This is a genomic window from Mesobacillus sp. ABV4_180, assembly GCF_056158485.1.
Genome location: NZ_JBSWTJ010000001.1, coordinates 3,678,822 through 3,699,554, shown reverse-complemented (window position 1 = coordinate 3,699,554; position 20,733 = coordinate 3,678,822). Strand labels below are relative to the sequence as shown.

The 20,733-nt window shown below is 43.9% G+C and carries 23 protein-coding genes; 15 read left to right on the top strand and 8 right to left on the bottom strand.

All coding sequences use genetic code 11. The features are described 5' to 3' along the window. Positions 1 to 135: 135 nt before the first annotated feature. From ACXAEA_RS18910 to ACXAEA_RS18885, 6 genes are all read left to right on the top strand, one after another. Positions 136 to 1,707: a fatty acid--CoA ligase gene (locus tag ACXAEA_RS18910; protein WP_475097391.1), complete on the top strand. Its 1,572-nt coding sequence runs from the start codon at positions 136 to 138 to the stop codon at positions 1,705 to 1,707. 18 nt (positions 1,708 to 1,725) lie between these two features. Beyond that, the gene (locus ACXAEA_RS18905; RefSeq protein WP_475097390.1) at positions 1,726 to 2,808 is read left to right on the top strand and encodes a CaiB/BaiF CoA transferase family protein; all 1,083 of its coding nucleotides are present in this window, start codon (positions 1,726 to 1,728) and stop codon (positions 2,806 to 2,808) included. 39 nt (positions 2,809 to 2,847) lie between these two features. Continuing rightward, a complete protein-coding gene (locus ACXAEA_RS18900) occupies positions 2,848 to 4,467 on the top strand; it encodes a long-chain fatty acid--CoA ligase (protein WP_475097389.1) in 1,620 nt (539 codons plus the stop codon). 209 nt (positions 4,468 to 4,676) lie between these two features. Next, positions 4,677 to 6,398 carry an ABC transporter ATP-binding protein gene (locus ACXAEA_RS18895; RefSeq protein WP_475097388.1) on the top strand — a complete coding sequence of 574 codons (1,722 nt, stop codon included), beginning with the start codon at positions 4,677 to 4,679 and terminating at the stop codon, positions 6,396 to 6,398. Then, positions 6,395 to 8,176, top strand: a complete 1,782-nt coding sequence (locus tag ACXAEA_RS18890) for an ABC transporter ATP-binding protein (protein WP_475097387.1) — start codon at positions 6,395 to 6,397, stop codon at positions 8,174 to 8,176. Before ACXAEA_RS18895 ends, ACXAEA_RS18890 begins: the two co-directional genes overlap by 4 nt. A 180-nt stretch (positions 8,177 to 8,356) precedes the next feature. Next, positions 8,357 to 9,652, top strand: coding sequence for an ATP-binding protein (locus tag ACXAEA_RS18885; RefSeq protein WP_475097386.1), 1,296 nt, complete (start codon positions 8,357 to 8,359; stop codon positions 9,650 to 9,652). 508 nt (positions 9,653 to 10,160) lie between these two features. On the opposite strand, the gene ACXAEA_RS18880 is transcribed toward ACXAEA_RS18885, so the two are convergent. The 4 genes from ACXAEA_RS18880 to ACXAEA_RS18865 form a co-directional block, all read right to left on the bottom strand. Then, positions 10,161 to 10,412 (bottom strand): small, acid-soluble spore protein, alpha/beta type, encoded by a 252-nt coding sequence (locus ACXAEA_RS18880; RefSeq protein ID WP_475097385.1) that lies wholly within the window; start codon positions 10,410 to 10,412, stop codon positions 10,161 to 10,163. A gap of 368 nt (positions 10,413 to 10,780) precedes the next feature. Next, the gene (locus ACXAEA_RS18875; RefSeq protein WP_475097384.1) at positions 10,781 to 10,966 is read right to left on the bottom strand and encodes a YfhD family protein; all 186 of its coding nucleotides are present in this window, start codon (positions 10,964 to 10,966) and stop codon (positions 10,781 to 10,783) included. Positions 10,967 to 11,088: 122 nt separating this feature from the next. Continuing rightward, positions 11,089 to 11,208 (bottom strand): YfhE family protein, encoded by a 120-nt coding sequence (locus ACXAEA_RS18870; protein ID WP_475097383.1) that lies wholly within the window; start codon positions 11,206 to 11,208, stop codon positions 11,089 to 11,091. Between the two features lie 66 nt (positions 11,209 to 11,274). Then, complete coding sequence (locus ACXAEA_RS18865; protein ID WP_475097382.1) at positions 11,275 to 12,174, bottom strand: TIGR01777 family oxidoreductase; 900 nt, start codon at positions 12,172 to 12,174, stop codon at positions 11,275 to 11,277. 99 nt (positions 12,175 to 12,273) lie between these two features. On the opposite strand from ACXAEA_RS18865, the gene recX reads away from it, so the two are divergent. Next, the gene (recX, locus tag ACXAEA_RS18860) at positions 12,274 to 13,086 is read left to right on the top strand and encodes a recombination regulator RecX (protein WP_475097381.1); all 813 of its coding nucleotides are present in this window, start codon (positions 12,274 to 12,276) and stop codon (positions 13,084 to 13,086) included. A 16-nt stretch (positions 13,087 to 13,102) separates the two neighbouring features. Here the strand turns inward: recX and ACXAEA_RS18855 are convergent, their stop codons facing one another. Continuing rightward, positions 13,103 to 13,780 carry an SDR family NAD(P)-dependent oxidoreductase gene (locus ACXAEA_RS18855; RefSeq protein WP_475097380.1) on the bottom strand — a complete coding sequence of 226 codons (678 nt, stop codon included), beginning with the start codon at positions 13,778 to 13,780 and terminating at the stop codon, positions 13,103 to 13,105. Between the two features lie 88 nt (positions 13,781 to 13,868). Here ACXAEA_RS18855 and ACXAEA_RS18850 point away from each other — a divergent pair, with 88 nt between their 5' ends. Continuing rightward, on the top strand, positions 13,869 to 14,204 hold the full coding sequence (locus ACXAEA_RS18850; protein WP_475097379.1) for a YfhH family protein: 336 nt from the start codon (positions 13,869 to 13,871) through the stop codon (positions 14,202 to 14,204). A 21-nt stretch (positions 14,205 to 14,225) separates the two neighbouring features. Here ACXAEA_RS18850 and ACXAEA_RS18845 read toward each other — a convergent pair whose 3' ends face one another. After that, positions 14,226 to 14,408 (bottom strand): small, acid-soluble spore protein K, encoded by a 183-nt coding sequence (locus tag ACXAEA_RS18845; RefSeq protein ID WP_475097378.1) that lies wholly within the window; start codon positions 14,406 to 14,408, stop codon positions 14,226 to 14,228. A gap of 117 nt (positions 14,409 to 14,525) precedes the next feature. On the opposite strand from ACXAEA_RS18845, the gene ACXAEA_RS18840 reads away from it, so the two are divergent. After that, a complete protein-coding gene (locus ACXAEA_RS18840) occupies positions 14,526 to 14,801 on the top strand; it encodes a YfhJ family protein (protein WP_475097377.1) in 276 nt (91 codons plus the stop codon). Positions 14,802 to 14,835: 34 nt separating this feature from the next. Here ACXAEA_RS18840 and ACXAEA_RS18835 read toward each other — a convergent pair whose 3' ends face one another. Beyond that, positions 14,836 to 15,822, bottom strand: a complete 987-nt coding sequence (locus ACXAEA_RS18835; protein WP_475097376.1) for a metal-dependent hydrolase — start codon at positions 15,820 to 15,822, stop codon at positions 14,836 to 14,838. A gap of 141 nt (positions 15,823 to 15,963) precedes the next feature. Between ACXAEA_RS18835 and ACXAEA_RS18830 the strand changes: the two genes are divergently transcribed. Next, positions 15,964 to 16,260 carry a hypothetical protein gene (locus ACXAEA_RS18830; RefSeq protein ID WP_475097375.1) on the top strand — a complete coding sequence of 99 codons (297 nt, stop codon included), beginning with the start codon at positions 15,964 to 15,966 and terminating at the stop codon, positions 16,258 to 16,260. 81 nt (positions 16,261 to 16,341) lie between these two features. Then, positions 16,342 to 17,415 carry an A/G-specific adenine glycosylase gene (gene mutY / locus ACXAEA_RS18825; protein WP_475098169.1) on the top strand — a complete coding sequence of 358 codons (1,074 nt, stop codon included), beginning with the start codon at positions 16,342 to 16,344 and terminating at the stop codon, positions 17,413 to 17,415. A 29-nt stretch (positions 17,416 to 17,444) separates the two neighbouring features. On the opposite strand, the gene ACXAEA_RS18820 is transcribed toward mutY, so the two are convergent. Then, entirely contained in the window at positions 17,445 to 17,669 is a 225-nt protein-coding gene (locus ACXAEA_RS18820; protein WP_475097374.1) for a hypothetical protein, read from the bottom strand. A gap of 181 nt (positions 17,670 to 17,850) precedes the next feature. On the opposite strand from ACXAEA_RS18820, the gene fabL reads away from it, so the two are divergent. The 4 genes from fabL to ntdP all read left to right on the top strand — a co-directional run bounded on the left by fabL (position 17,851) and on the right by ntdP (position 20,638). Next, complete coding sequence (gene fabL / locus ACXAEA_RS18815; RefSeq protein ID WP_475097373.1) at positions 17,851 to 18,600, top strand: enoyl-[acyl-carrier-protein] reductase FabL; 750 nt, start codon at positions 17,851 to 17,853, stop codon at positions 18,598 to 18,600. An 88-nt stretch (positions 18,601 to 18,688) separates the two neighbouring features. Beyond that, the gene (locus ACXAEA_RS18810) at positions 18,689 to 18,880 is read left to right on the top strand and encodes a gamma-type small acid-soluble spore protein (RefSeq protein WP_475097372.1); all 192 of its coding nucleotides are present in this window, start codon (positions 18,689 to 18,691) and stop codon (positions 18,878 to 18,880) included. Positions 18,881 to 19,619: 739 nt separating this feature from the next. Continuing rightward, positions 19,620 to 19,874: a YgaB family protein gene (locus ACXAEA_RS18805; protein WP_475097371.1), complete on the top strand. Its 255-nt coding sequence runs from the start codon at positions 19,620 to 19,622 to the stop codon at positions 19,872 to 19,874. Between the two features lie 233 nt (positions 19,875 to 20,107). Further along, on the top strand, positions 20,108 to 20,638 hold the full coding sequence (gene ntdP / locus ACXAEA_RS18800; RefSeq protein WP_475097370.1) for a nucleoside tri-diphosphate phosphatase: 531 nt from the start codon (positions 20,108 to 20,110) through the stop codon (positions 20,636 to 20,638). The last annotated feature ends 95 nt before the right edge of the window (positions 20,639 to 20,733 follow it).

Sequence of the window (20,733 nt, the reverse complement as noted above, 5' to 3'; positions counted from 1 at the left end):
CGATAAAGGAGGACTAAGGAAGTTTATCGTCACATAAATGGACCTAATGTGCAGATAAAGGAGAATCAAAAAACTGAACACTCATCCAGAAGTAAAGCACCCAATAGACATTTTACTATATTAGGAGGAATGCAAATGAGCACGACGATCGGCAAGATTTTTGACTTGACCGTAATGAAGTTCCCGAACAAGGAAGCCCTCTATGATGTCCGCAAAAATGTCCGCTTTACTTACAGTGAATGGAATGATGAGGTGAACAGGCTCGCCAATGCACTTCTGGCTGAAGGTGTGAAGAAAGGTGATCGGGTATCGACCTTCATGTTCAATACCGAGGAATTGGGAACGGCGTTTTTTGCCTGTGCGAAAATCGGTGCTGTCTTCAATCCTGTCAACTTCAGGCTGATGGGAGAGGAAGTTGCATTTATCCTCGGGGACGCAGCGCCAAAGGTTGTCCTTTTTGAAAAGGCAGTGGAACCAGTCATTGCCTCCATTGAAAACAGATTCCCACATATCTCTTTCTGGTACATTGACGAGGATACTCCTGAGTATGCCCAATGCTACCATGAAAAAGTAAAAGCATCAGAAATGAAGTCTGTTGATATTGAAGTAGACGAAAACGATCTTTACGCCATCATGTATACAAGCGGTACGACCGGCCGGCCAAAAGGAGTCATGCACAAGCACCGAAACATGGTCGAGCAGAGCCTGATCGTTATTGGCTCAACTAAACTGGGTGCACATGATGTGGGTCTCGTGACGGCGCCGATGTTCCATTGTGCGGAACTGCATTGTGCTTTCCTGCCAAGAATCCATGTTGGCGGAAGCAATGTCATTCTGCACCAATTCGCCCCGAAAAAAGTGCTTGAGTTGATAGATTCTGAAAAAATCACAAAGTTCTTTGCTGCACCAACAATGTGGAACATGCTATTGCAGGAAAATCTTGCAGATTATAATATCGAAAGCCTGAAGCTTGGCCTGTATGGTGCTGCCCCAATGGCGCCTTCGCTTGTCCATGCCTGCCACGACAAACTGGGCATAAAGCTCGTCCAGGCATATGGAATGACAGAAATGGGGCCGGCAATCACCTTCCTTAACGAGGAAGACCAGCTGACAAAAGCAGGTGCGGCAGGCCAGGCGTGCTTGAACCATGAAATCAGGATTGTCCGCCCGAACGAGGAGGGCCCATCCGATCCTGAGGATATTTTGCCTCCAGGTGAAAGCGGTGAGATTATCGTACAGGGCCCTTGCATGATGTCAGGTTACTTCAATCGTGAAGAAGCTTCTGAAAAAGCGATGTACAAAGGCTGGTACCATTCAGGGGATATTGGATACCTGGATGAAGAGGGTTACCTGTGGGTGAAGGACAGGGTGGATGACATGATCATCAGCGGCGGCGAAAATATTTATCCGCGTGAGGTTGAAGATGTACTGCATGCTCATGAGGGTGTGCTCGATGTAGCAATCGTCGGACAGCCGGATGACCGCTGGGGAGAATCCGTAACAGCCTTTGTCGTAAAAAAAGACCAGCAGGTCACGGAAGAAGATTTGGATGAATGGTGCAAAAACAGCAACAGCCTGGCAAATTACAAGCGTCCTCGAAAATATCTATTTGTAGAGGCACTCCCAAGGAATGCGAGCGGAAAGATCCAGAAATTCATGCTCAGAAAGCAAATGGAAGAATTATTTTCAAAAGGGCAGCCGACGTAATGGAAAGGATTTTTTGACATGTTAGATGGTATTAAAATTGTCGATTTCACCAATTATATCCCTGGTCCATTCATGACTCTGAGGCTGGCTGAGCTTGGTGCGGAAGTGATCAAAGTCGAAGCGCCGGAGGGAGACCCGGCAAGGAACACTGGTGAAGGGTATGTATTCAGCGCCCATAATCGCGGCAAAAAAAGCATTGTCATCGATCTTAAGCGGGAAGAAGGCACAATGCTTGCCCTCGATTTGCTTGCCAGGGCAGATGCAGCTGTGGAGAGTTTCAGACCCGGAGTGATGGATAAACTCGGGCTCGGTTATGAGACGGTTAAAAAGATCAACCCAGGAATCGTCTATTGCTCGTTGACTGGTTACGGGCAGAATGGAGAAATGAGCAGCCTGGGCAGCCATGATCTCAATTATATGAGCCTGAGCGGAGCACTTGCCCAAATGAAGGATAGCAATGGAAGACCGATTCATCCGACTCATACATTTTCAGATTATATAGGCGGCATGGCGGCAAGCGAGCGTATCCTTGCAGGCCTAGTTGCCCGAGGGAAAACCGGAGAAGGCAGCTATCATTGCATTGCCATTGCCGACAGCATGGCTTCATTGATGGCGAACCATGTCCTGATAGAAAAAGAAACAGGCTATCAACATGGTGTTTCTGTGCTGAATGGGAAAGTGATCGGATATGGCTTATACGAAACAAAGGATGGAAGATATGTCAGCTTGGGAGCTCTTGAGCCGAAGTTCTGGCGTAATTTTTGCCAGGCTGTCGGCCGGGAGGATTGGCTTTCAGCTCATTATTCCAAGGCGGGCGAGTCCAATCCAGTGTATGTTGCGCTTGTTGAACTGTTTAAAAGCAAACCGATGCCATTCTGGGCTGATTTTGGAATGAAGGTGGACTGCTGCCTGACTCCAGTCCTGGAGGCAGGTGAACTGGCCAATTACCCTTATTGGAGCGAAAAAGACTTTGTTTCACCATTGGGACAAATAAAAATGCACAGCGATTTGCCTGCAAAAGAGGGAGCGGTTTCTCCCAAAAAAGGGGAACAGACAGAAGAAATTTTGAAAGACTGGCTTAGCATAAAGAGCAGCACATAATAGATGTCTATCTTTAAAAGTGGAAGGGGAAATGTCGGTATGATGAATGTTCCATTGACAGTAGGTTCGCTATTGGAAAGAGCAGAAAAGTTTTTCCCGAAAAAACAGGTCGTATCTCGAACACTATCAGGTATCCAACGGTTCACTTACAAAGAAATTGGTGAGCGGACACGCAGGCTGGCCAGCGCTCTTGAGGGCCTTGGTGTCGGAAAAGGCGACAGGGTCGGGACATTTGCATGGAATCACCACCGCCACCTGGAAGTTTACTTCGCGGCACCAGGGATGGGGGCGGTGCTCCATACCATCAACATCCGATTGTCTCCTGAACATATCTCTTATATCATCAACCATGCAGAAGACAAGGTTTTATTGGTCGATGAAGACTTGCTCCCGCTGATTGAGCGAAGCAAGGATCAGTTTAAGACTGTTGAAGCATACATCATCATGACCGACAAAGACGAACTGCCGGAGACAACATTGGAGCCGGTATATTCCTATGAAGCCCTTTTGCGTGAATACAGCCCCGATTTCGAATTCGTGAAGGATCTCGATGAAAATGACCCGGCTGGAATGTGCTATACATCGGCGACTACAGGGAATCCAAAGGGCGTCGTTTACTCCCATAGAGGGATTGTCCTCCACAGCTTCGCTTTCGGTCTGGCCGATACTGCTGCGCTATCCGAAACCGATGTCGTCCTGCCAGTTGTGCCGATGTTCCATGCCAATGCCTGGGGTCTGCCATTCGCCGCGACATGGTTCGGCTCAACGCAAGTGCTTCCTGGGCCGCTTTTCACACCCAAGCTTCTTGCCGATTTGATTGAGCAGGAAAAAGTCACTTTTACCGCAGGTGTTCCAACGATTTGGCTTGGCTTGCTGAATGAGCTTGAAAAAGGAAATTACGATACTTCTTCATTAAGATCCATTGTCTGCGGAGGTTCAGCTGCTCCTCGCGGCATGATCAAAGCGTTCGAAACGAAATACAAAATCCCATTCCTGCATGCTTATGGCATGACAGAAACCACACCTCTGGCAACGGTTTCCCGACTGAAGAGCTACCAGGTCGGTCTGGATGAAGAAGAAATTCTCGATATCCGATCCAAGCAGGGACTCCTTGTTCCAGGCCTGGAAATGAAAGTCATCGGCGGTAATGGAGAAGTTAGGTGGGACGGCGAAGAAATGGGAGAGCTATTGCTGCGGGGACCATGGATTGCAGACGAATATTACAGGGATGAGCGTTCTGCCGATGCTTTCCGTGATGGCTGGCTTTACACAGGCGATGTGGCCACGATTGACGAGGAAGGTGTCATCAAGCTTGTTGACCGAACGAAGGATTTGATCAAAAGCGGCGGGGAATGGATCTCATCTGTCGACCTTGAAAACGCCCTGATGGCGCATGAAGCAGTTTTTGAAGCAAGTGTCGTCGCAGTCCCGCACCAGCAGTGGCAGGAACGTCCGATTGCTTGCGTTGTTCTGAAAGAACAATATAAAGATAGAGTTAATAAGCAGGAACTGCTCGAATTCATCGCACCGCAATTCGCCAAGTGGTGGCTGCCAGATGATATTGTCTTTATGGAGGAAATCCCTAAGACGTCTGTGGGGAAATTCCTGAAAAGGGCTCTCCGCGACCAGCTGAAGGACCATGTAGTGCAGAATTCCTGATATGAACAAGCCGGCTGTAAATTGCAGCCGGCTTGTTTTGTGTTTCATAATAATGAAGAGGAAAATAATCGTATATAATTGCGCCGTTTAAAGTAAAACATTTTTTTATCTTTTAATTCAAAATATTCCCTGAAAGAGGTATGATAGAAGATATAAAATTCGAAGGTCGAAATAATTACAGTTCGTTTTCAACTGGGGGTCATATCTTCATGAATATATTTTCATTTGTCAAACCGTACCGCATCCCGATTGCCGCTGCTCTGAGCTTGATGCTTGTTGAGTTGGCGGTCGAGCTTGTGCAGCCTTTGCTGATGGCCAAAATCATCGATGAAGGGATTGCAGCCGGAGATTTGGATACGGTCATGAAATGGGGAGCAGTCATGCTGGGGTTATCATTTCTGGCTTTTGCATCGGGTATTACGAACTCATTTATTGCTTCCCATGCCGGACAAAGCTTTGGATATGATTTGCGCGAGAAACTTTTTGCTAAGGTCCAATCTTTTTCATTCACCAACTTCAGCAACTTTCCGTCATCATCTTTGATCACAAGAATCACGAATGATGTGACGCAGCTTCAGAACACCTTGTTCATGAGCCTTAGGATTGCAATGCGTGCGCCTTTGCTTGTCATCGGCGGAATAACAATGGCAATGTTCGTCAATGTGAAACTGGCACTTGCTTTTGTTGTTATTATTCCGCCGCTACTGATTTTCCTTATTTGGATCATGACGAAGGCGGCAGGGTTGTTTAAAAGTGTCCAGCAGCGACTCGACAAGGTGAACGGTGTTATGAGAGAAAATCTGGTTGGAATGAGGCTGATCAAGGCATTTTCCAGAGGGGAGCATGAAGGTGCACGTTTTGAAGCAGCTAACAATCAACTAAAGAATAAAACAGTATTTGCGTTGAGAGTCACAGAGACGACTATTCCTGTGCTCCTTCTATTCATGAATTTAAGTATCATTGCTGTCCTGTGGTTTGGAAAAATAGAAGTCATGACAGGGGCAGTTTCTGTTGGGGAAGTAGTTGCGATCGTGAACTACGCAGCAAGAATCACGACTGCTTTTTCAATGTTTTCCTGGATTATCATGGTTTATTCCAGGGCCAGAGCTTCGGCTGAACGTGTGATGGATGTGCTGAATGAAGAAATTGACTTGCAGGACACATCTGAAAGCAGTGAGGAATACGGAATTAAAAAAGGAAAAATTGAATTCGACCGTGTATCATTCCAATTTCCTAACACCAATATTCCCATACTTCATGACGTATCATTCTCCGTTGAACCGGGAGAAACCGTGGCTGTCATGGGGGCAACAGGTGCGGGAAAGACAGCGATGTTTCAGCTTATCCCGCGATTGTACGATGTGACCAGCGGTATAATCCGAATCGATGGGCGCGATATAAAAGACTTGAAACTAAAAAGTCTTAGGGAGCACATTGGATATGTTCCCCAGGAGGCGCTGTTGTTCACTGGTTCAATCAAGGAAAATCTTGAGTGGGGGAAAGAGAATGCCACCGATGAGGAGTTGATCGAGGCTGCAGCTAATGCTCAAATGCATGAGACGATCGAAAAGCTCCCTCATCAATACGATACGCTTTTAGGGCAAAAGGGTGTGAATCTTTCAGGGGGACAGAAGCAGAGGTTATCCATTGCTCGTGCCCTGATCAAGAATCCTAAAATTCTGCTTTTGGATGACAGTACCAGTGCGCTGGATCTGAAAACAGAAGCAAAACTGCTTAATGCGATAAGCAAATACAAATGCACAACTATCATTATCACTCAAAAAATCAGCACAGCTAAAGAAGCGGATAAAATCCTGCTTTTGGAAGATGGGGCTTTAATCGGTTCTGGAGACCATGAATCTTTGCTGCAGCACTCTCCGCTTTATCAGGCTATTTACGATTCCCAGTTTGGGGAGGTGAAGGCAGAGTGATAAAAAAGCCAAAAGATAAACGAGTATCGCGCGGCCTGGGAGCGACGGTCAAAAGAATATGGTCATATCTTGCGGATCACAGGAGTTTGTTGATCCTCGTCCTTTTAATGGTCGTTGCCAGCTCCGGTCTTGGTCTGCTTGGCCCGTTTTTAATAGGCTGGGGAATAGATGAGTATTTCGCCGAAGATTCATCAGAGGGTTTTACCTGGCTTTTAGCCGGTCTGGCAGCTGTTTACGGATTGCATTCTATATCATTGTGGCTGCAAAGCTATTGGATGATCGGAATTGCCCAACAGACGGTTTATACCATGCGGAAGCAGCTATTCACCCATTTTCATAAGCTGCCAATCGATTTCTTTAATAAACGCCAGCATGGCGAGCTGATGAGCAGGGTAACCAATGATATTGAGAATGTATCAGCTACCCTGAACTCTTCCGTAATCCAGATTTTTTCAAGTGTGCTGACCTTGATAGGAACACTCGCTGTCATGATCTGGCTTAGTCCTTTGTTGACGCTCGTCACCATGATCATTGTGCCACTGATGTTCTTGGGGATGAAATGGATTACGAGCAGGACTGGTAAGCTTTACAAAGAGCAGCAGCGAAGGCTTGGGGAAATGAATGGCTATATTGAGGAAACGATATCTGGCCAGAAAATCATAAAATCCTTTTCACAGGAGCCAAAAGTCATTGAAGAATTCCGAATCAAAAATCAGCAACTGAAGCAATCAGGGTATTGGGCACAGACGTTTACTGGATTCATTCCTAAATTGATGAATATGCTCAATAACCTTAGTTTTACCATTGTAGCTGCGGCTGGCGGCTATTTTGCCCTTAAGGGTATGGTATCGATTGGGACAATTGTCATTTTCACCGAGTACTCAAGACAGTTCACAAGACCGCTGAACGACCTGTCCAACCAGTTCAATACCTTGCTCTCTGCCGTTGCAGGAGCTGACAGAGTATTTGATATCGTTGACACAGATGAAGAAGCGGTGGATGAGCGAAAAGCAGCACCACTTCCAAACATCAAAGGGAAAGTCGAATTCAGGGATGTTTCTTTTTCCTATGTAAAGGGTGGTGACACTGTAACCAATCTCTCATTTAATGCTGAAGCGGGAGAAAGCATTGCTCTGGTTGGTCCTACAGGAGCTGGAAAATCAACCATCATTAATTTGATATCGCGATTTTATGAACCTGACTGTGGAATGATTCTGATTGATGGTACTGACAGCAAAAAAATCACCCGTGAAAGCCTGCGAACACAAATGGCGTTTGTACTGCAAGATTCATTCCTCTTCCAGGGAAGCATCCGCGATAATATCCGCTACGGAAGATTGGATGCGACCGATGAAGAAGTTGAGCAAGCTGCCAGGGCAGCTAACGCCCATACCTTCATTAATAGATTGCCTGATGGCTATGAAACAGAATTAAGCCCTGACGATGCCGGTATCAGCCAGGGACAAAAACAGCTATTGTCCATTGCCAGAGCGATCCTGGCTGATCCGTCGATTTTGATCTTGGATGAAGCTACGAGCAGTATTGATACCATTACAGAACTCAAGATACAGGATGCCCTCCGGCATTTGTTGAAGGACAGGACCAGCTTCATCATTGCCCACAGGCTGAATACGATTAAGAGCGCTGACCAGATCATTGTAATCGAAAGCGGAAATATTATTGAAAAGGGCAATCATGAAGAGCTGCTTGAAGAAAAAGGTTTTTATCATAGCCTTTATACAAGTCAGCTTGAAAAGAAAATGTTGATGAACTCTTAGAAGGAGAGCCAAAATGGCTCTCCTTTTTGTTTTCTCTTATAATATGACAAATTTCCCGGGGAATAGAGGAGTGGAGATTTGTTTGTCGTATTTTTATAGGAAAGCCATCTATCTAAACAACCTCGATCAATAATAAGGGACTTCTGCTTTTTACAATCCTCTTCGAATGGAGAAGATAAGATGCTAGCCGAGAAACTGCTATTAAACGTCTTAATTATCTTGATGCCAATATTTATTCATAGTGTCCTTTTTGATAACAAGAGGGTTGGTCAATCTCCTTATTTGTGTGGTGTGCTCCAAAGTCTCTCTGTTTTTTTGTCATTGGCATTTTCATATGAAGAAGGCGGGTTATTCTGGGATTTGCGATATGTTCCATTGGTACTGGCATTTTTATATGGAGGACCAATTGCTGGGACGATGGTTTTATTTTCCTATCTTGCAACAAGGACCTTCCTGGGAGGGGACCTTGTGCTTGGCTATGCCAGTGGTATTCTGGCGGCAATTGTACCGATTATATTCACAAAGAGGTTTTGGAAGTTTGATGCACAAAAGAGGATTAAGACGGCTGTCTTTGTCGGGTTCTGGCCCTCTTTTTCCATGCTATTGATACTTGTGGTCAATATTTTAATTAATAAACCAAACGCTGGTGACACGAATGGGGTCATGATGAATGTTGCCATTTTCGGAGCCATCCAGGTTTTTGCCGTCTGGGTAGCTGCAATTCTCAATGAATCAATGATCGAAAAGGATTTGATGAGAAAAGAAATCCTGCGGGCAGAAAAATTAAATACGCTGGGAGAACTAGCTGCATCAATAGCACACGAGATCCGCAATCCGCTGACAGTGGTCAAAGGATTCCTGCAGATGATGCACAAACAAGAAAAAGGCGATAACCATTATTATTTGAGTCTCGTGCTGACCGAGCTTGGCAGGGCAGAATCTATCATTAATGATTACTTGAATTTTGCAAAGCCTCAATTCGAAAAACTTGAAGAAGCCCAGCTTGCTGAAATTATTACGGAAGTCACTTTACTCTTGGAGGCTTTTGCAGTCAAGGAAGGGGTACAGGTGAATGTCCAGCTCGAATGGGGAGTATATGTAAACACAGATCGGAATCAATTGAAACAGGCACTTGTCAATATCATAAAAAATGCGGTAGAAGCCACAGATGATGGCGGGGAAGTTTTCATCCGCCAGTCTTCGGCAGGGAATGAGTCATACATAATCATTACCGATTCAGGAAAAGGCATGGACAGTGAGCAGATTGCGAGAATTGGTACACTGTTTTATACAACAAAAGACAAAGGGACTGGTCTTGGTACATCTGTTTCAATAAAAATTATCGAAGCAATGGGCGGGACGATTTCCTATAAGAGTGAACCAAACGTCGGAACGGAGGTAGAGATTATCCTGCCATCATACCGACGTGAAGCATCCGGAAAACAAGGAACGCAGAAAGTGGAAGATGCGATATAAAGCTATATAAAATTAGAAAAAGCGAACCGGTACCGGTTCGCTTTTTGAGTAAAGTAATAAAATATTTACTTCGAGATTGTGCAGCTTCAGCGCCTAGCCCCTCGAGACGTTTCGGTCCGCCCAATGAAGTCAAAGAACGACTTCACCGGTCGGCCCTCCAACGCTTGTCGGGGCTGACTAAGGCGCTTGCGCTTTTCTTAGTAACTTGCTACTCCACAAGATGTATCGTATTCATCAATTATAAACTTTGCCGCGGTACAAAATTCCACTTGACCATTTTTAAACCTAAACGACGCAAGCCCTACCTCTCTTGCATCCTAACGGCTCCGAAGCCGATCCAGTGTGAATAAGTTGTTACCTAAAAATAAAAGCAGAACGCCATTAAGTGTTTACATTGTAATTCGGTGTGTTTCAAGTTACTTCATTTGGCGAAGCTTAATTATTATATTTCATATTCCGTGAACTGTCAACTATTTTCCTGGAATTCATTTTACAGTTCGAATAATCATTATTGCTTGCGTAGGTTTTCCTGCGCCATTCTCACGAGCTCACGAACCATGCTTCCCCCAAGCCGGCCACCGATCTTACCTGCTTCTCGGGTTGTAAGGCCCCCATTATATCCTTTATTCAATGGGACACCAACTTCCTTTGCGGTTTCAAATTTAGCATCCTCTGCTTTCATCGTGCCCGCTACCTGGGCTTTTAAATCATCCAGTGCTTTCCTTGCTTCAGGAACAAGGATTTTATTCCGTTTCGCCATCATAATCCCTCCAAATAGGTGAAACCTGAATTTGCTTTATTATTTGTTATTTCTTTGATAATTATTAAATGCCTCTTTGATGAGGAACTTAGTTTACCAATAAACATATCAGGGTAAACAATAGCTGATTTTTATCCTCAATATTATCAACAGCAAAAGTGTCGTAATCATGAGTATTCCACAGGTTTATGCACATTATCCACAGATTAGGTGCTTAATAATGATTGTTAGGGAGGTTATTGTAAATTCAAGGGAATTTAAAATTTGTTAACAGTATCCACACCCTTGTGGATAAGTATTGGTTGTTGTTAAAACAGAAGAAGCAGAATCCGCATGGATTCTGCTTTCTCTTTGGATAGTGAATATGGTTATTTTCTTCGTTTTTTCGCGCGTGCATCCGCAGCATTTGATCTTGCCATTGCTTCAAGATCTGCCTGGTCTGCAAGCTCACGATTGAATTCCACATCAATTCCATCCGACTTCATATTTTTAGGAACTTGCGGTAGTGAAGCTTTGTTGCGGTCACGTGTTTTATGTCCATGAGAACGTCCCATTCGAAAAAACCCCTTTCATATTAAAACGAAGTTGAGTTGTGCCGCTTTACTAATTGAAAAAAGTACGGAAATATTTATTTCCGTACTTTTATGGTCCTCCAAATGAGGCCTCTTAATGCCTATTATCTCTTTCCATTTGTATAGCCGGCAGCCCTGTCAGCCCTCTTGAATGCATGGCTGTATGTAAATTCCTGCATGCTTGATAAAGTGCTTTTCGTTTTTTCTTTTTTCTTCTTATCCATGGTTGCCCACCCTTTCAAAGTGATTTACTTTACAAGTATCTCCTTCTTGGAGAGGATTAAACGGAATTATTTGCCGAAAATTTCTTCAAAGGCTTCCTTTAGTTCTGGATACTTGAATGTGAAACCAGCATTGATCAGTTTTTCCGGTATTACATGCTGTCCTTCTAAAACAAGCACGCTCATCTCGCCCAGTGCGATTTTTAGCGCGAAGGAGGGAACAGGAAGCCAATGTGGGCTTTTTTTGACCTCAGATAAGATTTTTCCAAATTGATCCATTGAAACAGGTGAGGGAGCCGAAAAATTCACTGGACCGGATATTTGTCGATTTTCAATTGCGTATATGATTCCACCGGTCACGTCATCAATATGAATCCATGACAGCCACTGCTTGCCAGTACCAACTTTTCCGCCTGCAAATAATTGATAGGGCAGTGCCATCCTCGGAAGGGCACCCGCGTTTTTATCCAGGATGACGCCGAATCGGCAAAGAACCACGCGCATGCCAAGTTCTGCAGCTTCGCTTGCGGAAGTTTCCCATTGTTTTACTGTATCAGCAAGAAAATCATGGCCGGCAGCTGATTGCTCGGTGAATTCTCTGTTTAAAGAGGTCCCATAATATCCAACAGCACTCGCATTGATAAGAACACTGGGCTTTGCTGTAAGCGCTCCGATAATCCTTTTCACTTCAGTGGTGGCTTTGAGCCGGCTTTCGAGAATTTTGCATTTATATTCAGCTGTCCATCTATGGTTAATGGTGGCACCAGCCAGATTTACTATAGCGTCAATTCCTTCAAGCTCGTTTTCAGGCTTGTCACCTGGATTAAGCCATTGTACAAATTTTGGATTTGTGCATTGGCCTGAATTACTTTCTCTCGTTAAAATAAATACTTCATGACCGGCCTGCACCAATTCATCACTAAGAGCTTTGCCCACGAATCCCGTACCACCTGTGATCGCGATTTTCATCAAATCTCCTCCTCAACATACCTATTGTTTATATAGTACTTCTTTTTGAATGATATCCCTCCTCTGGATGTGTTAAAGTTTTAATAGAGGTGAAAATAAATGCCAGTAATTACAAAGATTTCGGTCCAAAAGCACAATAAAGACCGTTACAGTATTTTTAGCGACAGCGGCCGTGGTGAAGAGTATGCCTTCAGTGTCGATGAAGATGTCTTAATAAAATACAATCTGAAAAAAGGGATGGAGCTGGACGACTTTTCCGTGACGGAGATGCTTTTCCAGGATGACATCCGGAAAGCCTATAATACTGCGATCAATTATTTATCCCATCGCATGAGGTCGGAAGCTGAAGTTCGGGAACACCTGAAGAAAAAAGAAATCGCTGAACCAGTCATAAAAGAGGCCATCCATAAACTATATGAATTTAAATTCCTGAATGACGAAGAATTTGCCAATGCCTTTGTACGTACACAATTGAATACAACGGATAAAGGAGCAGAAGTCATTAAACTGGAACTTAAAGAAAAAGGCATTGCACCAGACTTGATTTTAAAGGTCATCGAGAAAGTTTCGTTCGATGACCAGCTGGAAAAAGCCATCAAGTTAAGTGAAAAATATGCTCAGAAGAATAAAAAAGACTCTTCACGCATTCTAAAACAAAAAATTGAACAGATGCTGCAGCGAAAAGGATATTCTTTTCCGATTATCCGTGCAGCTCTGGATGAAACTGAAGTCGAAAAAGAAGAGGATGGGGAAATGGCGGCCCTTAGATATCAGGGAGAAAAGCTGCATAGTAAATACAGCAAGTTTCCTGACCATGAGTACAGACAGAAGCTGAAAATGGCATTGTACCGAAAAGGTTTCCCGATGGACTTGATTGAGGAATTCATTTCAGAAATGACTGAGGAACAATAAAAAATCATGACATGCGTCATGATTTTTTAGATTCAATAACAATCTCATCCTTATCCAGATTGTTTACGATGATGCCGGCTACTTCTGCTGGAGTCCTGAATCTGGATGTGTCAGCAACATGGTCGCTTCCTTCCCAAAAAGGAGTATCCATGCCGCCCATATAGGCAGCAACAAAGCGGATTCTTGTACCTTCATATTCTTTTTGCAGGCTTTCAGTGAAGCCTCTAACCGCAAATTTGCTTGAACAGTAGACAGCTTCATTCTTTTTTCCGCGAAGACCTGCAGTAGAAACGATATTTAGTATTAGGCCCTCTTGATTCATCTCCAGGTATGGTAGAATCGCTTTTGTCATATGGATGGTACCAAAAACATTTGTCTGGAACATCCCTTCGATTTCCATGTCTGATATTTCCAGGAATGGACCAAAATAGCCTACTCCGGCGTTATTGACCAGTCCGTAAATCTCGTGATTCTTATTGATCATGAGTGCTTTTTCCTTGATATCCTCAAGGTTGCGGAGATCAAGGCCCAGAGCCGTTGCACTTCCGCCTGATTGTTCAATCAGATTTTGGACATCGTTAAGCTTATCTTCTGTCCGCCCTGTTAAAATCATATGATAGCCCTGTTTGGCAAGCAGCAGGGAAAGCTCTTTGCCAAGCCCGGTGCCTGCTCCTGTAACGATGATTGCTTTCATGATAGCCTCCTTAAGATAAAATGCTATAATTAAGTTATAACGTAAATGCTTTACTGATAAAAGCGAGAACAAATCTGGAGTGAAATATATGAGCAGAGAAAAACGCTACAGCGAGATGTCGGATTATGAATTGAACCAGGAAATCGCAAGCCTTCGAGATAAAGCAAGAAAGGCCGAACAAATGGGGATGGCAAGTGAACTTGCCGTTTACGAGCGAAAGATTGCCATGGCAAAATCTTATATGTTGAACCCCGATGATTTCAAGCCAGGTGAAATCTATGGTATAGAAGGAGATCCAGGCTCCTATTTCAAAATCGATTATATGAACGGAGTATTCGCCTGGGGAGCACGGCTTAGCGGAGAAGGAAAAGAAGAAGCGCTGCCTATTTCCCTGTTAATGAAACTGGAGCAAAACCAGAATTGATCTCTGGTTTTGCCCTGATAATCAATGGTCTTTAATGGCAGCGGTTGTATCATCTTCACGGTGAGATGAAGCGTACATGCGCTCCTGTGGACGAGTATTAGTGGTACCGTCCGCCCTTTTAGATGCGTATTCAGCTTTTGCCCGCGGTTCGCCCTCGAGCTTGTTGTTGTTCTGGTTCGGGAAGTTGGTAACTTTATTTCGCATATTGCCCTCCGTGACGGGTGAAATTACGTGTATGCCAATACAGCTGCACGCATTTATAGTATTGGATAAATGCAGTCATAGCATAACAATATTAAAAATTGGCAAAGGATGATCAGCATGAAAGAATATCATGAAGTGCTAGCAGCCCTTCTGCAGGAAAAAAACAGTGGAATTACCTATGAGCAGGCTTTGACCTGGGTCGAGCTTTTATGGGGAGATTTTGAAGCCACATATGCAAAAGCAGGACATGATTATATGGGCAGTGCAATGACAGAAAAAGTCGTCCGCCAGTGGATTGAAAATTACGGAGGGCAGCTGCATGCATTTGTGGCCAGGAACCCAAAGTATAAACATTTGTTGGAACAGGATTCCAACAAGCCTGATGTGAATTAAAAGACAGAAATCCCCGTCAAAGACGGGGATTTTTTTAGCCTTCTCCAGGAATAAACTCTAATTTCTTTCTCAGTTTTTCCTCACTGTAAATCCAGCCTGTATAAGAGCTTAAAATCTCGAGTTCTTTATTTAGATTCACAACTGCCACAAAGGGATAATGACCATTGCTCCGGTAACGCAAATCAATGAACCTGACTTCATAATAATTATCATATTCGTCGCATTCCCAGCGGTAGACAGGCGAGAAGGACAAGAAGGCTGACAGGTTCTTATCCTGCTTGGCAGCTTCCAGCACTGGTGTTTCAGGTACCGGAACACGATTGAACTGGTCCAGGATCCTGACATGATTCTTGTGGCCGCGGCCAACAAAGAATTGATGCTTGTTCATGACTGCTACTCGCCAATGGTTGAACTTCATTGTAGGAGCAATGATGATTTCTGTTGCGTCTGGAACAATATGCTCCACTGCCCTTCTAACACGATACTTCATTATAAATCGATAGATGTAATAGAAGACAAGGAGAGCATAGATTGTCAGGAAAGTGTATCCTGGATGAAAACCGAATGCCCAGAGGAACAATCCGACAACATGAACCGCAAAAATAATCGGGTCAAATGTATTGATTACCCCCAAAGCGACCCATTTCGACGAAAAAGGCCTTAATGCCTGGGTTCCATATGCATTGAAAATGTCGACAAAAACATGAAGGAAAACAGCTATAAATGTCCAAATCCATAAATGCAGCAAATTTGCATCAGGATTGAAAAAATAAACCCCTTCAGTAATCAGCAGCGGCCAAAGGAGCACTGCCGGGATTGAGTGAGTGATGCCACGGTGATTCCGTATATAAACGGCATTATTCCTGAGTTTTAGAACCGTATCGATATCTGGGATCTGGGAGCCAATAAGCGTCGCAACCAGGACGCTGCTGGCAGTGGCGGTGCTTTCGCTGACAGCAGGATCAAGAGTGGCCAATCCGCCAAGAGCGAATCCCATTACAACGTGGGTTCCTGTATCCATGGAAACCGCCTCCTTTTTAAAAGTGTATTTTTTACATGCTGAAAAGTTCTTGTCACATATCGGATTATGGTTTACTTTTAAAGGGCTGTACGGAAAGTATGCCCTCCTAAGAATGTATTTTTCTTAAAGGAGATGTCTTATATGATTCAAATGATTATTCAATATGAAGTAAAACAAAATCTGCTTGGACAATATCGGGAAGCAATCGAAAAGATCTCGGATATGCTTCCGGATTTCGAAGCAAATATGTTTTCCTGCAGCCGGGATGACCAGCAGAATATGTTCATTGAATCATTCTTTGTCCCAACTGAAGCACATTATCATGCGTTGAAAAAAATGCGCCTATCCCGTACCCATTCTGTGTTTGGCCGTCTCGAAGACTTTGTGCCGGGAGGGCTTGATCGGATTGGTTTCATGGCTATTAAGATGAAACGTTAATATTATATTCCCAAATTACCGGAAAGTTTAACCCATGGAGGAACAAAAGTGGCAACTGAAATCAAGAAAAGTATAAAAAAAATGGAAATAAAATCATTTCAGGATGACTTGATCGGATGGTTTGCGAGTGAGCAGCGCGAATTGCCATGGAGAAAAGACCAGGATCCATACAAAGTGTGGGTATCTGAAATCATGCTCCAGCAAACAAGAGTAGATACGGTCATCCCTTATTTTAATCGGTTTATAGAATATTTTCCAACCGTTGAGGCGCTTGCAAACGCCGATGAGGAAAAGGTGCTTAAGGCCTGGGAAGGGCTCGGTTATTATTCCCGGGTCCGTAATTTGCAATCCGCCGTCAGGGAAGTACATGAAAAATACAGCGGGATCGTGCCGGATTCCCCTGAAGGGATTTCGTCTCTAAAAGGGGTAGGTCCATACACGGCAGGTGCCATCCTGAGCATTGCCTATGGAAAGCCTGAACCGGCTGTTGATGGAAATGTCATGAGGGTTTTGTCCCGGATTTTATTGATATGGGATGATATTGCAAAACCATCTTCACGAAAAGTTTTTGAAGAGGCAGTAAGGCAGCTGATATCACACGAAAATCCATCTTTTTTCAATCAGGCACTCATGGAACTTGGTGCCCTGATATGCACACCTACATCACCGTCTTGCCTTTTATGTCCTGTAAGGGATCACTGCCAGGCTTTCGATGAAGGTGTACAGAATGAACTGCCTGTGAAAACCAAGAAGAAAAAACAAAAAAACATCCAGCTTGCAGCAGGGATTTTTACAGATGAATCAGGAAGGATCCTGATACGAAAAAGGCCTGAATCAGGGCTGCTGGCAAACTTGTGGGAATTTCCGACAGTCGAATTATCCCTTGATTTTCAGAGACAGCGGGACCAGCTGGCTGAACACTTTGAAGAAAGCTACCAGGTAAAACCGAAGATTCAGGATTCACTGGGAGAAATCGATCATGTATTTTCACATCTAATTTGGAATATACAAGTTTTTAGCGGACGATTTACAGGAGATATTTTAGAAACTCCACAGCTAAAGCTTGTGAATGAGGAAGAGATTCAAAAGTATGCCTTCCCAGTGCCATATCAAAAAATGCTGAAACAATACATGGAATACAAAAAGGCTGACTAACCATTTGGTTAGCAGCCTTTTACATAGTTCTAATCATAATTCACTTTAGTGCCATGGGTGTAATCAGCTTCATTGCGGTTCAATCCGCCCCTGCTTTCAATTTCTTCAACGATTTCCCTGTGGATCGTCTGGCCTTCCACGTTAAGATAAGGGACCATTTGCTGTAGAGAGTGATGAAAAAAGGCAAGCTCACTGTCCTTCCAGTCAGATTTGGACATCATTGACAACTCTGTCATATCACGACCAACATACATCAGGAATCATCCTTTCGATTAGTATCAATCTTCAGATAGTGTTTTCATGGCGGGAGAATTTTATCAAAGGAATATGCCTGGAGTGTTCCCCTCATTGTCATATATACCTGAAAAAGCTAAAATGAAACAAATGTATTAAGGTTCTGTTTTTTAAAGGGACTGAAAGAAAGGGATTTTACATATGACACAAAAAGTAGCACTAATTACAGGAAGCAGCAGGGGCATCGGCAAGGCTGCAGCGATCACTCTTGCAAAAGAAGGGTACGATATCGTTGTCAATTATGCCCGCAGCAAGAAGGCAGCACAGGAAACGGCAGAGGAGATCGAGGCTCTTGGCAGGAAGGCTCTAGTCATAAAAGCAAATGTCGGAGATGTTAGCAAAATCAAGGCGATGTTTGAGCAAATTAATGCGGAATTCGGAAGGCTTGATGTATTTGTAAACAATGCAGCATCAGGTGTGCTGCGCCCGGCGATGGAACTGGAAGAATCACATTGGGATTGGACGATGAACATTAATAGCAAGGCATTGTTGTTCTGTGCCCAGGAAGCGGCCAAGCTGATGGAAAGGAATGGCGGAGGGAAGATTGTCAGCATCAGCTCACTGGGCTCAATCCGCTATTTGGAAAACTACACAACTGTTGGGGTATCCAAAGCTGCACTAGAAGCTTTGACGCGTTATTTAGCAGTGGAGCTTGCACGCAAAAATATCGTTGTCAACGCGGTATCAGGCGGTGCGGTCGATACAGAGGCACTGACGCACTTCCCAAATAGAGAGGAGCTCCTTGCAGAGGCTAGAGAGAAGACTCCTGCAGGAAGAATGGTTGAAATCGACGATATGATCAATGCGATCATGTTCCTTTTGAAGGATGAATCCAGCATGATTCGCGGACAGACAATCATCGTGGACGGCGGGATATCATTATTGGTTTAAGTTGAAGAGCTCTAGTTCAATTTGGTAAAAATTAGTCGGATATTACACTCCACAGATGGATAATCTATTATTCGTGGAGGTGATAACGATGGCAAAACAACCTAATCAAACTCAAGCTGGAACAAACATTCAGCACGTGAAGCAGCAAAACGCTCAACAAGCTGGTGCACAAGGCCAATACGGCACTGAATTCGCTAGCGAAACAAACGCTGCAGAAGTAAAGAAGCAAAACCAGCAAGCTGAAGCTAAAAAAGCTCAAAACTCTGGCCAACAGGGCTAAGATCACCTATACGAAAGGCACTCTTATTCGGAGAGTGCCTTTTTCCTATGATTCAGTTCGTTTGAGCGGAAAGATGAAGCGGTAATCACCTTAAAAAATGCAAACCAGGTTTCAGTGCCCGAATGAAGCGGTAAACTCCCTGGAAGGGAACGCAAACCAGGTTTCAGTGCCCGAATGAAGCGGTAAACTCCCTGGAAGGGAACGCAAACCAGGTTTCAGTGCCCGAGCGAAGCAGAAATCACCCTGGAAGGGAACGCAAACGAGGTTTCAGTGCCCGAGAGAAGCAGAAATCACCTGAAAGGGAACGCAAACGAGGTTTCAGTACCCGAGAGAAGCAGAAATCACCCTGGAAGGGAACGCAAACGAGGTTTCAGTGCCCGAGCGGAGAAGAAATGACCTTGGAAGGGAACGCAAACGAGGTTTCAGTACCCGAGAGAAGCAGAAATCACCCTGGAAGGGAACTCAAACGAGGTTTCAGTGCCCGAGCGGAGAAGAAATGACCCTGGAAGGGAACGCAAACGAGGTTTCAGTGCCCGAGCGAAGTAGAAATCACCTTGGAAGGGAACGCAAACGAGGTTTCTGTGCCCGAATGAAGCGGTAAACTCCCTGAAAGGGAACGCAAACCATTATTAATCTCCATTCGACAAAGAATCCAATTCCTCTACATAACTAGTCAAAGGAAATCCATATCCACCCTAGAATACCTTTAGAAGATAAATCTTACAGGCGGTGGAAAAGCATGGATAAATTTAACGAGTTGGTTTCTACACAAATGCAAACAATGGAAAAGCTTCTTTATCTGCAGTCTGAATTGGAACGGTGCCAGGAGATCGAAAAGCAGCTGGATGCTCTGAAGCAGAGCGCTGAGCTTGAGGATCTCCGCCTTGAAATTGACCGAAAAAAGCAGGAACTTCAGGATATCCACCGGATGTTTGAAAAGCAGACGGAAGAAGTAATCCATACTTACCAAGAGCTCGCAGTAACCTTCCGTTAACAGCTTGATTCTTTTTAGGCCGAAAAAAATGAATTTTTATAAAAATATAAGCAATTTTGGTGGGCCATCGAGGAAATCGATGGCTCTTTTGTTTTAAATTCTTCCATTAACCGTTATAATAATAAAAAATAGGAATCGTTCTTTGTTGCCTTTTGTCGTTTTTCAATTTTTCTAGATAAATATACATTGATAGGTTGCAAAGTTTCCGGGAAAGGAAAGTAGGGGAGAAGAACATGGGCGTACCCATTGAAGGTGAATCTGTCCAAATCCATAGTTATAAACATAATGGGCACATCCATCGAGTCTGGGAAGAAACCACCGTCTTAAAGGGAACACAGAATCTTATAATTGGCGGAAATGATCGGACAGTCGTGACTGAATCAGACGGCAGGACTTGGATTACTAGAGAACCTGCGATTTGTTACTTTCACTCTCAGCTGTGGTTCAACGTCATAGGCATGATCCGGGAAGATGGCGTGTATTATTACTGCAATATCAGTTCTCCATTCATTTTTGACGGGGAAGCGCTGAAATATATTGATTATGATCTCGATATTAAGGTTTTTCCGGATATGACGTTTAATTTACTCGATGAAGATGAATATGAGCGCCATCGCAAAGAAATGCAATATCCTGATGTGATTGACAAGATATTAAAATACAATGTTGAAAAGCTGAAACGCTGGATCAGGCAGAGAAAGGGCCCGTTTGCACCTGATTTTATCGACATTTATTATGAACGGTACTTAACTTATCGCCGTTAATCTTTCAGGATAAACTAAGTGCAGCCTGTTGATTCGATTCAACAGGTTTTTGTTTCGTACATAAGCAAGGCCAGGCTCCTTAAGGAGGAACAAAA

What these genes read in the sequence shown, in the direction of transcription:
- ACXAEA_RS18830 (WP_475097375.1), top strand. Translation starts at nt 15,964, where the DNA reads ATGATTCAAATGATTATTCAATATGAAGTAAAACAAAATCTGCTTGGA.
- ACXAEA_RS18845 (WP_475097378.1), bottom strand. Translation starts at nt 14,408, where the DNA reads ATGCGAAATAAAGTTACCAACTTCCCGAACCAGAACAACAACAAGCTC.
- ACXAEA_RS18820 (WP_475097374.1), bottom strand. Translation starts at nt 17,669, where the DNA reads ATGTATGTTGGTCGTGATATGACAGAGTTGTCAATGATGTCCAAATCT.
- ACXAEA_RS18870 (WP_475097383.1), bottom strand. Translation starts at nt 11,208, where the DNA reads ATGGATAAGAAGAAAAAAGAAAAAACGAAAAGCACTTTATCAAGCATG.
- ntdP (WP_475097370.1), top strand. Translation starts at nt 20,108, where the DNA reads ATGGGCGTACCCATTGAAGGTGAATCTGTCCAAATCCATAGTTATAAA.
- ACXAEA_RS18835 (WP_475097376.1), bottom strand. Translation starts at nt 15,822, where the DNA reads ATGGATACAGGAACCCACGTTGTAATGGGATTCGCTCTTGGCGGATTG.
- mutY (WP_475098169.1), top strand. Translation starts at nt 16,342, where the DNA reads ATGGAAATAAAATCATTTCAGGATGACTTGATCGGATGGTTTGCGAGT.
- ACXAEA_RS18805 (WP_475097371.1), top strand. Translation starts at nt 19,620, where the DNA reads ATGGATAAATTTAACGAGTTGGTTTCTACACAAATGCAAACAATGGAA.
- ACXAEA_RS18810 (WP_475097372.1), top strand. Translation starts at nt 18,689, where the DNA reads ATGGCAAAACAACCTAATCAAACTCAAGCTGGAACAAACATTCAGCAC.
- ACXAEA_RS18895 (WP_475097388.1), top strand. Translation starts at nt 4,677, where the DNA reads ATGAATATATTTTCATTTGTCAAACCGTACCGCATCCCGATTGCCGCT.
- ACXAEA_RS18875 (WP_475097384.1), bottom strand. Translation starts at nt 10,966, where the DNA reads ATGGGACGTTCTCATGGACATAAAACACGTGACCGCAACAAAGCTTCA.
- ACXAEA_RS18900 (WP_475097389.1), top strand. Translation starts at nt 2,848, where the DNA reads ATGATGAATGTTCCATTGACAGTAGGTTCGCTATTGGAAAGAGCAGAA.
- ACXAEA_RS18910 (WP_475097391.1), top strand. Translation starts at nt 136, where the DNA reads ATGAGCACGACGATCGGCAAGATTTTTGACTTGACCGTAATGAAGTTC.
- ACXAEA_RS18905 (WP_475097390.1), top strand. Translation starts at nt 1,726, where the DNA reads ATGTTAGATGGTATTAAAATTGTCGATTTCACCAATTATATCCCTGGT.
- ACXAEA_RS18840 (WP_475097377.1), top strand. Translation starts at nt 14,526, where the DNA reads ATGAAAGAATATCATGAAGTGCTAGCAGCCCTTCTGCAGGAAAAAAAC.
- ACXAEA_RS18885 (WP_475097386.1), top strand. Translation starts at nt 8,357, where the DNA reads ATGCTAGCCGAGAAACTGCTATTAAACGTCTTAATTATCTTGATGCCA.
- recX (WP_475097381.1), top strand. Translation starts at nt 12,274, where the DNA reads ATGCCAGTAATTACAAAGATTTCGGTCCAAAAGCACAATAAAGACCGT.
- ACXAEA_RS18865 (WP_475097382.1), bottom strand. Translation starts at nt 12,174, where the DNA reads ATGAAAATCGCGATCACAGGTGGTACGGGATTCGTGGGCAAAGCTCTT.
- fabL (WP_475097373.1), top strand. Translation starts at nt 17,851, where the DNA reads ATGACACAAAAAGTAGCACTAATTACAGGAAGCAGCAGGGGCATCGGC.
- ACXAEA_RS18850 (WP_475097379.1), top strand. Translation starts at nt 13,869, where the DNA reads ATGAGCAGAGAAAAACGCTACAGCGAGATGTCGGATTATGAATTGAAC.
- ACXAEA_RS18880 (WP_475097385.1), bottom strand. Translation starts at nt 10,412, where the DNA reads ATGGCGAAACGGAATAAAATCCTTGTTCCTGAAGCAAGGAAAGCACTG.
- ACXAEA_RS18855 (WP_475097380.1), bottom strand. Translation starts at nt 13,780, where the DNA reads ATGAAAGCAATCATCGTTACAGGAGCAGGCACCGGGCTTGGCAAAGAG.